The organism is Candidatus Lernaella stagnicola (genome assembly GCA_030765525.1).
GTDB classification, from domain to species: Bacteria; Lernaellota; Lernaellaia; order Lernaellales; family Lernaellaceae; genus Lernaella; species Lernaella stagnicola.
Window position 1 is genome coordinate 64863 of the sequence record JAVCCK010000005.1, and the last position, 14083, is coordinate 78945.

The 14083-nt window shown below is 61.8% G+C and carries 10 protein-coding genes; 2 read left to right on the forward strand and 8 right to left on the reverse strand.

Going from position 1 to position 14083, the window contains the following annotated elements:
• Positions 1-3: 3 nt before the first annotated feature.
• From P9L99_02205 to P9L99_02215, 3 genes are all read right to left on the reverse strand, one after another.
• On the reverse strand, positions 4-465 hold the full coding sequence (locus P9L99_02205) for a DUF1285 domain-containing protein (protein MDP8222148.1): 462 nt from the start codon (positions 463-465) through the stop codon (positions 4-6).
• Positions 465-1667, reverse strand: a complete 1203-nt coding sequence (locus P9L99_02210) for a phosphoribosylaminoimidazolesuccinocarboxamide synthase (GenBank protein MDP8222149.1) — start codon at positions 1665-1667, stop codon at positions 465-467. The genes P9L99_02205 and P9L99_02210 overlap by 1 nt, the downstream gene beginning before the upstream one ends.
• An 85-nt stretch (positions 1668-1752) precedes the next feature.
• Entirely contained in the window at positions 1753-3246 is a 1494-nt protein-coding gene (locus P9L99_02215; protein MDP8222150.1) for a hypothetical protein, read from the reverse strand.
• Positions 3247-3389: 143 nt separating this feature from the next.
• On the opposite strand from P9L99_02215, the gene P9L99_02220 reads away from it, so the two are divergent.
• Positions 3390-4298: a lysylphosphatidylglycerol synthase transmembrane domain-containing protein gene (locus tag P9L99_02220; protein ID MDP8222151.1), complete on the forward strand. Its 909-nt coding sequence runs from the start codon at positions 3390-3392 to the stop codon at positions 4296-4298.
• Here the strand turns inward: P9L99_02220 and P9L99_02225 are convergent, their stop codons facing one another.
• Entirely contained in the window at positions 4299-5786 is a 1488-nt protein-coding gene (locus tag P9L99_02225; GenBank protein ID MDP8222152.1) for an AAA family ATPase, read from the reverse strand. It abuts the gene before it with no gap.
• A 154-nt stretch (positions 5787-5940) separates the two neighbouring features.
• On the opposite strand from P9L99_02225, the gene P9L99_02230 reads away from it, so the two are divergent.
• Entirely contained in the window at positions 5941-7299 is a 1359-nt protein-coding gene (locus tag P9L99_02230) for a radical SAM protein (protein ID MDP8222153.1), read from the forward strand.
• Here the strand turns inward: P9L99_02230 and P9L99_02235 are convergent.
• The 4 genes from P9L99_02235 to P9L99_02250 form a co-directional block, all read right to left on the reverse strand.
• Positions 7288-8448, reverse strand: a complete 1161-nt coding sequence (locus P9L99_02235) for a hypothetical protein (protein MDP8222154.1) — start codon at positions 8446-8448, stop codon at positions 7288-7290. The two genes, P9L99_02230 and P9L99_02235, sit on opposite strands and share 12 nt — an antisense overlap.
• A gap of 9 nt (positions 8449-8457) precedes the next feature.
• Positions 8458-9864: an MBOAT family O-acyltransferase gene (locus tag P9L99_02240; GenBank protein MDP8222155.1), complete on the reverse strand. Its 1407-nt coding sequence runs from the start codon at positions 9862-9864 to the stop codon at positions 8458-8460.
• Positions 9865-9870: 6 nt separating this feature from the next.
• Positions 9871-11790 carry a sulfatase-like hydrolase/transferase gene (locus P9L99_02245; GenBank protein MDP8222156.1) on the reverse strand — a complete coding sequence of 640 codons (1920 nt, stop codon included), beginning with the start codon at positions 11788-11790 and terminating at the stop codon, positions 9871-9873.
• Positions 11791-11870: 80 nt separating this feature from the next.
• Positions 11871-14057, reverse strand: a complete 2187-nt coding sequence (locus tag P9L99_02250) for a C25 family cysteine peptidase (GenBank protein ID MDP8222157.1) — start codon at positions 14055-14057, stop codon at positions 11871-11873.
• Positions 14058-14083: the final 26 nt, after the last annotated feature.

A 14083-nucleotide genomic window follows, 5' to 3' on the forward strand; every position in this document is an offset into this window, starting at 1 on the left:
CAACTACCCAACCAGTGTGACGGGAACTTTCCGATCGCCGACGCGCAAGACAAAGCCGCCGTCGCCGGTGTCCTCGATTGCCTCGGCGAGTTGCGACCACGCGGCGCGCGAGAAACGCGCCGTCACGCCCGTGGCGTCGATCGTGCAGCGCGGCACGCTGTCAGCGTCGATGGTTAAACCGGCCGGGTCGAGCGCCACGTGGCGACCGTTGGTGAGCAGCAGGGTGATCTGCTCGGGCTCGTGCCGCACCGCGAGCACGACGTAGGGGCAGTCGGCCACGCGCACCGGCAGGCAGAGCCCTTCGGTGCAGACGAAATAGCCGTCACCCATTTTTTGCAGCGCGAGGTAGAGCATCGCCAGCACGCGCTCGTGAGTGATGACGATGTCCTGGTGCTGCCAGTTGCCGTCGACGTCGATGGACAACTCCAAGGAGGCGAAGTCGTATCCGCCGTCGCCGGACGCCATTACGCCACTCCGAACTTTTTGAAAGTTTTCATCACGTCGGTTAGCGAAGGCGCGCTGCCGAACAAGCCGGTTTGGCAGACCGCTTCGGTGAGGCCGATATACATGTCGCGCACGGCGGCGTGAAACTCGGCGTTCATTTTCGGCGGCGCCTTTTTGAGGTCGTCGTTGACGATTTTCGCCAGCGACTTATCCACTTTTTGGGCAATGGCGACGGCGCGGCCCATGGCGTCGACGAAACCCGGCTCGTATTTGCGGTAGTACTGGCGGATCGGCTCTTTGGAAAGCTGCACGCCGCGCAGTGTCAAGCGCAATTCGTCGGGCGTGATCGCATCGCCCAGCGCCAAATCGTCGATGTGCACGAATTCGAATTTGCCGTCCCACAGCTTCACCTGTGCCTTGGCGAACTCCCACCGAAGGAAGAGCGCCAGCAGCATCGTGTAATGCGACAGAACGAGAAAATCGTCGTTGCGCAGGCCCGAGACATTCAGCGCCAATTCGGCGTCAAGCAGGCGATCGGACGGCTCTAGCTTGCTGAAATATTCGACGATCGGCCGCGACAACATGCTGCCCGCCTTGGGTGCTTTGCTCAGGCCCAGTTCCAGGTGGTAGTCGGGCCGACTAGCCAAACGGCGCAGCAGGCTGCTGCCCTCGGGCAGGCCGAAACGGAATACGCACTCGAGCGGCACAAGGAAATTGCTCATTTCGTCGTGGATGTGGTTGTAGTTCCAGATGCGTCGTCCGCCGAAAAACGTGGGCCGCGGATGTACGATGTTCACCGCGTGTACTTCAATCACGTTGCTGGGCGTCTTGAGCTTGTCGAGCGAAACCGTTTTGCCGTCGACGTCCACGATGCCCCGGTAGTGCGTGGGCATGCCGCTTTTCTTGAGCCGCCGCAACGCCTTGCTGCCGAGCAACTCGTCGCGCAGGGCCTTGTTCCGAACGCTTTTCCACACGTCGGATTCGGCCATCCGCCGCCAGGCCGCCGCCGAGGCGACACGCTCGAAGAAATACGCGGAACTCACCGCCGCGGTCGCGCCTTTGCCGGGAATCGTGTCGGGCATTTTGCCGTAATCGAAAATCGAGTAGTCATCGGTGTACTCGAATAAGAAGACCCCGGGCCGGGTTCGCGTCGGGCGAACGCGGCTGCGAAGGTTTTTGACGGAACCGGCGTAAATAATTTTGTATCGACCGACTTGTGTCATAACGATCCTCTCGCTGTGAGTCGGGTTTCCGCGGTTTGTACCCCGCGACCCGCGACGCGTCAAGCGACCGGCCGCGGCCGGCCGATTATTGCTGCAGGCGACCGAAAGCCCAGCGACCGTGACGTTGCAGGTCACCCATCCGCAGTCCGGCGTCGGTGAGCCGCCGCTCCACTTCCTCCCTCTCGACAACCGGGTACAAAACCGCGTCGAGACGCCCCCCGGCCGCCAGGTAACCCGGCAACCGGTAGAGCGGCTGGTATTTCTGCTCGCCCGCCGTGTAGCTCATTGCCCGCCGCCCGGTCACAACATACAGAGCAAAGGGGTCGCGGGTCAGTACGACATCCTCGGCGGTGGTGAGCGATTTCGCCCACTGATAGGCGGCGGCTTCGGGGTTTTCCTTTTGACTCCACCGGTCCACGAAATCATAGGTCAGCGCGGTGGCCATGGCCGCGGCGGCAATGACGACGGCAGCGGCGCAACCGGCGATCCACGCGCGTCGCTTGTCGCGCAGCAGCCCGCCGGCGATCCACTCAACGGCCAGTATCAAGTAGAGGGCGAGCCACGGCATCAGAACCGTGTAGAAGCGCGTCTCGACAAGCCAGGGCGTGACGAGCAACAGCGCGGTGTAGAACAGCACGTAGAATTCGGCGGCCGTCGGCCCGCGAATCCATTGCCGGACATAGCCGATGATAAGTAGCAGCGTCAGGATCACGAGCGCCGCGCGAGCGGCGGTGCGCTGTGGTGGGAAATCCATGGCGAAGAACGCCCCCGAGGCCAACTGGGTGCTGACTTGGATGTTGCTTTTCACGCGGCCGGCAAACTCGCGGGAAAGCATCGACATCTGGCCCTGCCCGGGGTCCCACCCGTTGCGGCGCAGCACGCTGCTTTTTTCCGGCGAGAATTGGCCGGGTTGCGTCACCGCGTACAACACGACGGACGGCAAGGCGCCCACGACCGCGAACAACACGGCCAAAACCGCGCCGCGCCGCAGTCGCGCCCGGTCCCACACGAGGTACGCCGCCGCACCCAAGGCCAGCATCAAACCGATCTGCCGCGTGAGTCCGGCGAGGATCACCAGCGTCAGGGCCAGTGGTCCCCAGCGGCCGCCGAAAGGGCGGTCGTCGCGTTTGAGTCGTTCCACCGCATAAAGCGCCGCGACGGTGACGAGCAGGTAAGGCACTTCGCTTTGGATACGGCCGACGTACAGCCAAATGGAGCTGAAGCCGGCCAGCAGAAGCACGCCGGGCAGCCGACTCCCGCGCCAATCGCGCTGCCAGTGCCACGCCAGCAGAAGCATGGCCGCCAGCCAGCAGAGCGCCATGGTCAGGCGCATCGCCACGTCGCTGCCATCGGTTAAGAGATACGCGGGCGTTAGCAACAGCATCGTCACCGGGGGATAAGTGGCCGGAGGCTGCATGGGGTGTGAAAGCACCCTGGGCGCATGCCCGTCGGCGAGACTCGCCGCGCCCATCACGTAGGCGCCGGAGTCGACACGCGGGAAGTAATCGTAGAACCAGGTCGGAGCCGTTAGTAGGGCAAGGAGAATCACGATCGCCAAAATCGTTATACGCCGGTTCATCCCGTTACCCGCTCCGCGTTCGGTCGGTGGTGTCATGTAAATGTGATACCATATGCGCCGCAAAACGTAGCAACAAAGGAGACACTCTGGCAACGCCGCCGCCAACACCCCGCCGCGCCCCTTGGCGTTGGTTACTGCTGCTGGTGGGCGCCGGCCTGTTGGCGTTGTTGGTTGTGCGGATCGGGCCGGCCGACATGCTGCGCGCCTGGCGGGTGGCGCCAAAGGGACCGCTTGCCCTCGCAGCGGCAGTGTTCGCGGCGATGATCAGCCTGCGAGCCGTGAAATGGTACGTGTTTTTGCGCGGCGCGGCGCGTCCGGCAAGTTACCTTGCCTGCCTTCGGGCCTACAGCCTCAACGCCTTTTTCGCCAATTTGACGCCCGCCCGCACCGGCGAAATGCTGGCCCCGGTTTGGTTGGCCAAGCATGACGTGCCGGTCGCGACCGGTTTCGCAGTGCTGATCGTCGACCGCGTCATCGACATGCTCGTGGTACTGGCATTTTTCAGCTTGGCCGCCTGGAACTTGGCGCGCCTCGCTCCCGCCGAATCGGAAGTCTACCGCACCGCGGGCGCGTTTGCCGGCTCGTTCGTCGGCGTGGGCTTGGCAGTGCTCATCGTCGCGCTGTGGCGGCTGGACGTGACGATGGCTCTAGTCGGCCGCCTGCCCGGCCGCTGGCCGGCCCGTCTGCACAAAGGCCTCGCCGCTTTTCGCGATGCGCTTATTCCCTTCGGCAACCGGAACACGCTGGCGGCCAACAGTTTGCTGACGGTGGCCGGTTGGCTGCTGGATATGACGGCCAGCTTCATTTTGGTGCGAACATTTCTGCCCGGTCTTGGCTTTTTAGAAAGCGCGACGGCGTCGATGTTCGCCTGCCTCGCCTCTATTCTCAGCTTCGTCCCGGGCGGCATCGGCATCGGCGCGGCGGGTTATACGGTCATCCTCGCCCTGTTGGGATACGACGTAACTCTCGTGGGTTCGGCCGCCGTGTTGTGGACCGTCATTGCGCACGGCGTGCGGGCGACGATGGCCGGCGTGATGAGTCGCGTGGCTTGATTAGTTGGCGCGCACGGCGCGGTTGTCGGCCCACCGCTTGGTCTTGGTGATTTCCTCTTTCATCGTCACCGACAGCGGCACCATGGCGTTGAGCGCGCGATAAATGTCGGAGATTTCCAGTTCGCGGTGCTCGCTGAACGCTGCGTACAAACCGGAGATAATCGCCGTTTCGATTTCCGCGCCCGTGTAGCCTCCGGCGCTCTTGGCCAAACCCTCGATGCTCACGGTGCTTGCTTTCTTACCGCGCTTTTCCAAATGGATGCGGAAGATTTCGGCCCGCTCGGCGTAGTCGGGCAGATCGACGAAAAAGATTTCATCGAAGCGGCCCTTACGAATCATCTCCGGCGGCAGGCGATCGATGTCGTTGGCGGTCGCGGCGGTGAACACGGGTGCTTTTTTCTCCTGCATCCACGTCAGGAACGAAGCAAAGATGCGGCTGGTGGATCCCGATTCCACCGAGTCGGAAAAGACGCTGATGCCCATTTCGATTTCGTCGATCCAAAGCACCGCCGGCGCCACGGCCTCGACGGTCAAGATGGCGCGACGCAGGCTTTCTTCCGGCGAGCCGCCGAAGTCGGAGAAAATGCGGCCCATGTCCAGGCGCATCAGCGGCAGACGCCAATGGGCGGCCAGCGCCTGAATCACCAAGCTTTTGCCGCAGCCGGAAATGCCGGTGATCAAAATGCCCTTTGGAACCGGCAGGCCGAAATCGCGCGCTTCTTTCGTGAAGCCGCGGGCACGAATCTTGGCCCATTTCTTAAAATTATTCAGGCCGCCGACGTGACGCATGCGGATTGTGTTGGGCACAAATTCGACGATTTCGGATTTGCGCAGCAGTTGTCGCTTCTCTTCGATCACTTCCTCAATGGCCGAGATTTCGAAGGTGCCGCGCGTGGCCAATATTTTCCCGGCCACGGCGGATGTTTCCTCGGCGGTCAAGCCCAGGAAGGAGCGAATCAGCGCCTCGCTGTCTTGGGCGTTGAGATTGTCGAGCGCATGCATGTTTCTTGTTTCGACGGTGTCGGCGAGGATTTCCCCGATCTCGACCATGTCGGGCAGCGGGTAGTCGACGATGGTGATTTGCTTTTCCATTTCGGGTGGGATCGTCAGAATCGGCGCGAGGATTAAAATTGTTTTGCCGGTTCCCTTGAGCAGGCTGTGAGCGTCGCGCAGACGGCGAACCACGTCGGGGCGGGCTTTGAGATAGGCGTGGAAATCCTTGAGGATAAAGAGGCCCGCATCGACCGTTTCAATCGCCAGGTCGATGGCGGCGACGGGATCGCCCAAAGCATATCCGGGGCCGTCGGGGCCGTCATTGTATCCTTCGGTGGTCGACCAGATATAGATATTGCGCGCCGGCTGCAACGTCGCCGCAAGCATTGTGAGGTGTGCCTGCACGCGGGATTCTTCGTAGGTCAAGATGTACATCAGCGGGTAGTCCGCTTCCACGTGAATGCGTACGCTTTCCATTGGACTGGGCAGCAACATGCCGATCTCCCTGCAATTCGGGCTAGGCCCCGACAATTCACACGATCGCCGGGGCGCTTTTTGTAACGTTTAATTTTACCATGATTTCCGTAAACTTGCCCAACCTGGGGGGCCGTGTTAACGTGACGCCCCAAAGTGAAAGAAGGAAGAGGAATTGGCACGCGTCGCGTTCGTTTTTCCAAGCACGGAAGCCGTAACCGTCATGCCGCCCTTGGGGCTGGGCATATTGGCGGCGGTACTGCGCGACGCAGGCCATGAGGTACTTGTTTACGACTTGGCGCGGCGGCACATTTCCACCCGCAAAATGATCGCCGAACTCGACGTCTGGCGCGCCGACTACGTCGGCTTGTCGGTCATGACGCCGAACTTCAGCAACGCCTTGGAGGTCAGCCGGGCTATCCGCACGCTGTCCCCCCGGCCGCTGCTGCTAATTGGCGGGCCGCACGTATCGGTTCATCCGCAGCGCAGCCTGACGGATTTCCAGGCGGATTACGCTTTCGTGCGCGAGGGTGAGGAAAGCCTGCCCGCCTTCCTCGCGACGTTGGAATCAGGGCGCGACCCGAGTGAAGTGCAGGGCCTCGTTTTTTCCCGGGACGGCGAAGTAATTGACACCGGCCCGGCTGAGGCCATCAGCGATTTGAACGCCTTGCCTTGGGTGGCGTGGGATTTGCTCGAACCGGAGCACTACCCGCCGATACCGCACCAGCTTTTTGTGCGGGAGTTGCCCGTGGCGCCGATTATGACGACGCGCGGCTGTCCTTTCAACTGTTCGTTTTGCGCCACGACATGGCTTTTCGGCAGCGACATTCGACGCCGGGACCCGCTGGACGTCATCGCCGAGATGGAGATGCTTGCCGACCGGCACGGCATTCGGGAATTTCATATCGAAGACGACAATCCCACTTTGGTGCGCGAGCATATCGTGACTTTTTGCGAAGCTCTAATCGCCAACAGTCGCCGTTGGACGTGGAAGTTCCCGAACGGAGTCATGGTCAACACGCTGGATGAAGAACTGATCGACTTGTTCACGCGAGCCGGGTGCTACCAGATCAGCCTGGGCATCGAAACACTGTCGGAAACGACCCACTTCGGCAAAACCGTGGAATTCGAACGCCTGGACAAAATCATCGCCTGGTCGAAGGCGCGGGGCCTGCAAACCCAGGGGCTGTTTGTCATCGGCTTGCCCGGCGAAGACGAGGCGACAATTAAGCGCTCCATTCACCACAGCACCAAGCTCGGTCTCGATTTTGCCCACTACGGCAATTTCGTGCCCCTACCCGGCAGCAAGTGGGGCGACCAGATGCACCAGGCCGGGGCCGACTTTGCGCACATCAACTTTTTCACGGCGCACAACGGCGCGCCGCTGCTTCCGAAAACGGCCAAGCGAATTCAGCGCTTCGCCATTCTGCGTTTCTACCTACGACCGCGCGTGCTGTGGAATCTGCTGAAAATGCTCAAGCTGCGGCAACTGGGCGGCGTCCTGTACACCGCGCGCCGCTACTTACTGGGTTAGCTCGGCGAGCACCGACCGCAATTCATTGAAGACAATTCGCGTACCCAAAGCGGTGAGGTGTGTGTCGTCGGGGAAATAAAGGAGGTCGTCGGAGTGGGTGGCGCGGCGGTCCGCCAACGCCCAATGAACCTCCGCGACGCGCGCGCCCCGGCGGCGCGATTGTTTCACAAAATCGTCCAGCACCTCGTACACGGCGCGGTCGGCCAAATCCGGAATCAAATCGTGGTAGACGGTTTCCTTATCCGGCGCGATGACGGTAACCAATTCGATATTGCGGCGGGCGAGTTTCGCGCGCGCTTCCACCAGCGCCGTGACGGCCGCGTTTGCTCGCTTGCGTTGCGCGGCAGGCGACCGTTTAACCCAAGAGCCTTCGGCATAAAAGAGAAAACCGGTCGTCGGGTCGAAATGCGCAATCTGCGGCGGGAAGTCGTACAGCCGGGCCGACCACAGCGCGCCTTGCCGCAACCGTTCGGCCGCCCACGTCACCAAGCTGCGCCGCGACGCCAAGTGCGTTCGCTCGCGCCACAATGCGCGCGGGCCGCGGCGGTGGGTGCGGCGATATTCGTTCTGATCGGCGTAGGCGCGCGGACGGAAGGTTTCGGCTTCGGGAATCGTGAACAGGTCGGCGTTCAGTTCGCGTTCCACGTGAAAGGCGACGACGACGCGCGGGGTCGCGTCGCGGAAACGTTCGTCGTAAAAGAAGCCGCGCAAAGGCATCGTCGCGTAGTTGTAGGTTACCAACCCGAGCTCGCTTTCGATGAGCGCGGCGAGGGTTTCATGGTCGGAAAGCTGCGAGCCCGCGGCAAAGGAATCGCCGACCACCACGACCTGCGGGCGGCGGTCGGCCCAACCGACCGGGTTGCGGAAGCCGTATTCGTCGACGGTGAAGACTTGCCTGTGCCGGTGTTTCAACTGCGGCACGCCCGCGATATTGCCCAAGTCGCCGGAAGCCTGCCCGGCGTAGCGCGCGTGCGGATGGAAGGGCAGATCGGGCGCCGCCACGACTTCCCAGGCGCGAAACGCGGTCCAGCTAAGCGGTGCGACATGCGACACCCACTGCACGAGGGCCAGGGCGAACCACACGCCGGCCACAACGGCTATGTGCCGCCACGGCTTCGCGGTTGATGTTTGGCGTTCGGGCGTCTTCACCTTTCTCCCTTAGAACTGGAAGTACAAAAACGGATGCACGACCGACCCGAACAGGGCGATCGCGCTCAACAAAAACAAAAGCGCCAAGCCGGCGGATTTCATCCACGTGGGGCGCTCGCTTATTTCCCATGAATTGCGGAAGCCGAATGCGACGACCAAGCCGATCACTCCGACCACCAACGGCAGGCGGAACGACTGGCCCAGCAATTGCGACCCGGTTAGGTCGAAGGCCACCAGGCGGCCGAATATCTTGCCGGACGCGGTCAAATCGGCGGCGCGGAACAGAAGCCACCCCAAGCTCCACACGACGTGAAGCCAAACGACCTGCACGATACGAGGCGCGCGGTGGAACACCGAACGGCCGCCCAGCGGGCGTTCAATCATCAGCCATAGGCCTTGCCACGCTCCCCACAGGACATAGGTCCAGTTCGCGCCGTGCCACAAACCGCCCAGCAGCATCGTAAGGCCGAGGTTGCGATAGACCGCCCAGCGCGGGCCGCGCGAGCCGCCGAGAGGAATGTAGAGGTAGTCGCGCAGCCATTCCGACAGCGTGATGTGCCAACGGCGCCAGAGTTCGCTGATCGACGCCGACTTGTAGGGCGACGCGAAATTCTGCGGAAACTTGTAACCGAGGAAATACCCCAGCCCCACGGCCATATCCGAGTAACCCGAGAAGTCGAAATAGATCTGCAGACTGTAGGCGATCGTTGCCGTCACCACATCCAGCGAGGAAAAGACCGCAAAACTTTCGGCGTCGTAAAAGGCTTCGGCGAGCGGAGCGAGGTTGTCGGCCAACAGTACTTTCTTAGCCAAGCCGATCACGAAAAACTGCAACCCGAGATAGAAGCGCGCGGTGTTGAACACCGGTCGGCGCAATTGGTCGGCAATGGCCGAATAGCGCACGATCGGCCCGGCGATCAACTGCGGAAACATGGCGATGTAACAGGCGAAGTCAATGAGATTCGCGGCCGGGCGCACCTTGCCGCGGTAGATGTCGATCGTGTAGCTCATGCTCTGAAACGTGAAGAAACTGATGCCGATCGGCAGCACGACCTGCGCCGAAAGCAGGGCATCCGGATAGGCTACGCCCGCCACCGCAAACAGCGAGCCCAGGCTCCGATTGGCGAACATGAAGTATTTGAAGAAGCCGAGCAAGCCGAGGTTGATCAGGATCGAGAGCGTCAGAAAACGCTTCTTGCGCCGCGGGTCGTTCGTTGCGTGAATGCGTCCGCCACAGAGGTAATCGACAACGGTCGACACCAGCAGCAGGCTGACCATGCGCGGGTCAAACCAGCCGTAGAAAAAGTAACTGCCCACGACCAGCAACAGGCGGCGCGACCGATCGGGCACGGCGTAATATACCGCCAGCAAAAGCGGCAAAAAGTAAAACAGAAACTCGTGGCTCGGAAACAGCATCGTGCTTTAGCTCAGGTAGCCCAGGTTGCGCAAATACTGCAGGGTTTCGCGGTCCAACTCGATTCGGTTGTCTTGGCCCGACCGCACCTTTTCACGCAACGCGGGCGTCCGCGCCGACCAGGTTTCAAACATCGACTGCAAATACTCAACCACATCCTCCCGTTCGCTCGCCAGGTTATTCGTCTGCCGCGGATCGGCTGCAGCGTCATAAAGCTCCGCGCCGCGGTTTTTCATATCGAGAATCAGGTCCCACCGGCGCGTGTGCACGCCGCGCAACGTCTTACCCCATTTGTCCAACATCGAGAACACCGGCGGGTCGTCGGCCTTCGGCCCCTCGTCAAACAACCAGGGACGCAGATCCTTACCCACGAAATTCAGCGGCGGCGCGGCACCGGCTATGCTTGCCAGGGTCGGCGCAATATCGATTGTACCGCACGCCACATCCGAGCGGCGCCCAGGCGTCACGCGGCCCGGCCAGGCGACCAAAAGCGGCACGCGCACAGTTTCCTGATAGAGGGTGAACCCGTGGAACCAATACTCGTGGTCGTAGAACTCCTCGCCGTGGTCGGCGGTGAATACGAAAAGCGTGTTGCGGTCGAGGCCGAGTTCGGCCAGTCCGTCCCGCAACCGTCCGATTTGTTTGTCAAGATACAGGATTTCCGCGTCGTAGGCGGCGTTGAGGTTCAGCAGATCATCAGCGGTCGGCTTTTTTCGCCGTTCGAGGAAGGGATCGATATTGTTCACCTGCGCTCTACCGCTCGGCAAGTGTTTGGTCGCGTATGCGGGCGTTTGATTGATGTACCACGCGCCATAGGGAATGTGCGGGTCGATGTAGTGTATCCACAAGAATAACCGGCGGTCGCGATGGCGGCGCAGGAAATCCACGGCGTCGCCGGCGACGTTCTCGGCCGCATGCCGCACAGCCAGCATCGGCATTAGAAAGCGCGTCAGGCTGAAACCGGCGAAGACCGGGTCGCTGCGGTGGTTTTTCGCGTGCGCGTGGGCGTCGAAGCCCTGATCAAATCCGAACTTGCGCACTAGGTAGGCGTTGGTTAGATACGCCGCGGTCAGGTAGCCGCGTTCGCGCAGGACTTCGGCGGTGGTCGCGAAGCCCGAGTCGAGCCGCAAGGTCGGCAGAAACTGGTCGTGCACGTCGGGATACACCCCGGAATGAAGCGAAGCGATTGACGGCAGCGTCCAACTCGTGGCGGCGATGTGGCGGTCAAAAGCGATACCGTCGGCAGCCAGGCGGTCCATATTCGGCGTGCGGATTTTGTCGTAGCCGTAACACGACAAGTGATCGGCGCGCAGCGTGTCGACCGTCACCAAAACGATATTCGGCGCGTCCGGCGTCGCTACCGGCCGATCGGGAAAGGTCGGATCGTGAGTCAGGCTGAGCCCAACCAGCGTCGCGAGCGCCACCAGTTCTACCACCCCCGCGGCCCACAGGATTCGCCGGCGGGCCAAACGCGGCCCGAGCGACGGGGTCAGCATCCGCACGAGGACGAGGACAAGCATCAACGCCCCGGCCAGCAGCACCGCATTGCCTACGACGCTTTGCCACGAACGAATGCCCAGCGCCCAAGCATTGACGGCGATCGCCGCGTACAATCCCCCACCCGCCATCATCGTCACCGCAAGACCGAGAGTGTCGAGAGTTGCCGGGTCGTCTTTGCGGCGCGGCCAAAGGGAAAGGAAGAGGAAGAACACCGCTGCCAAGATGAGCGCAACGGCGAAGACTTGGCTGTACATGGCCGCGCCGGTCAGCGCCGTCACGACGACGTTGAGCGCGTCGGACTCGCTCCACACTTTCACAAGACTCTCGCGGGCCAGCCAGGTATCGGCCAGCCCCACGAAGACGCCGCCAAGCACGCCCCAAGCGCCGAAACGAAACACATTGTGTCCGGTTGACCTCGCTTTTAGCAACTTTGCCTCCCATGGCAAACGAAAAACGGTCCCTAACCGGGACCGTTGTACTTAGGATGGTTGCCTATCAACAAGCCGACTCAGCCGCCACAGCCGCCGCTGTTATCGTCATCATCGCCGCCGCCCTTGTCGTCGTCCGTGGCGTCATCGTCGTCGTCGCCAGTGTCGTCGTCACCGCTACCGGTATCGTCGTCGTCAAGACCGCCGGGCGTATCGTCGTCATCGTCGCCGCCCGGCGTATCGTCGTCATCGGCCGAGGCCGCCGGCACGACTTCAATCACGCCTTCATACGGCAGGCCGTTTCGCCCGGTGACCATCACTTGCAGCGTTCCTTCGGTGAGCGGTTCATCCAGGATGAAGTCGGCCACGCCCTGCGCGTCCGTGCGACCGGCGAGGTCGATTTCCTCGTCGCGCCACACATGAACCAGCGCGGCGGCCAGCGGCGCATCTTGCAGGGTCACGGTGAAGGTCAGCGTATCCTTGGCGTCAACTTCGATTTCCGCCAGGTATTCGACGCCCAGGGGCTTGGGTGTGTCCGACCAGACGTTCAATTCGGGGTCGCCGAAAATGAGATAGTGCTGCATGACCTCTTCGGTCGTCCTGCCGGCTTGCTCCGGATAGAAGTGGTACATGTAGATTTTGCCGAAATACGCGGCTGCGCCGAAGGTCAGGTAGTTTTGACGGAAATGGCCGACGGCCACGCCGCGCCCTAGTTTGTCGGTATAGCCGAAGGGTGTGTTACGGCTGGCGGCGAAGATGCCCGCGGCGCCGGCGTCGGCGTTGCTTTCGATCCACACCTCGGCGAAGCACTCAGCGGCGGCGTCGAAGTGGGCGTTGTCGCAGGCAATGTCGGTGATAACCGGCAGCATGCCCTGGTTGTTGAGCGCGACGACGTCGTTATTGGTAAACGCCGGGAAAGGGCTCGACCAATTCGAGGCCGAACCGTGCCCGAAGTACGACACCCAACTGCGGCCCAAGTTGATTTTTTCGGTGATAACGTCCGCGCTGAAGTTATGCCGGCTGGTAAACAGGTAGTCGACGTGTCCGAAGCCGCCCTCGTTTTCGAGGATCTCGCCTACGAAGGTGGCGTTCTGGTCATCGACCGAATCGGAGCCGGACATCACCAGGCCGCGGCGGAACCACGCCGGAGTATCCACGGCCGGGGTCATTTCGTAGGCGATGCTCTTTTGCACGCTATTGGCGATTTGCCGACGGTTGCCGGCCGGGAAGCGCCCGATGATCACGTCGGGGAAGTAGTCGTCGCCGTCGAGCGTCACGTATTTGGAATCGGCGGCACAACCGTAGAGGCCGACCATCGTCTTGATGTGTTGATTGTCGCCGACGAGCAAAATGTAATCGAGCGGCGGCAGGTCGGGATTGTTGTAGCGCTGGTAAAAGAACTGCTTGAGAAGCTGCGGATCCTGTCCGGCGCCGGGCAGTTCGCTGACCATGTGAACTTCGACCGGCAGGCCCTTCTTGCGTTTCCAGTCCACGTAAGGAGACATAATGTCGGCAAATTCGTCGTAGACAACCACGAGCAACGTGCCGTCCTGCGTCGCCCAGTTGTCTTGCACGCCCTTACGATCGAACTGCAATGCTAGGTCGTTGACGATCGGCGAGAAAACCGTGCTCGGCGGCAGACTCCGCATCAGCGGATTGCGCCCGTCGCGTTGACCGCCTTCGATCGACAGCGCCGCCGAACGCAACACGCGCAATTCCGCTGCGGCCGGGTTATAGGAGAGCGGATAGAAGTGCACCGGCACGAAGCGACGGCCGTGAATGATGACCGGCTTTCCCGTCGTGACGGGCGAAACCGGGAACACGGCGCCGCTGGCGTAGGCCGCGTCGTCGATCTCAAACGGCGGCAGGGTCGTCGCGTTGCGGTCGACGGGGGGCTGCGCCGGCAATAGGTTTACATCGTGAAAAGTCTCGGCGTCCGCCTCGAGGAGTCGCACGGCGATTCCTTCGGTGGCGTCGACCTCAACCAGCCGCGTATATACGGGCAGCAATGGACGACCGACGTCCGAAGTCCAGCCCAGGTCCTCGACGGCCACAACGTCCCACAGGACGCCTTCAGCATCTAACCGCGCCCACTGCAATTCGGGCACGTCGACGCGCAGTTCGAGGCGGTCGGCCGTGCGGGAGGTAATCGTAACCTGCGCCGGTGCCGCCGGGGCGAATTCCACACCCGCCACGAAGGCGTGCGCGACCACGGGAAGCAGTAGGCAGAAAACCAGGGCCACCATGCCGATTCGACGCGGATTCATCAACGCGCTCCTTTCAAGCCGACCAA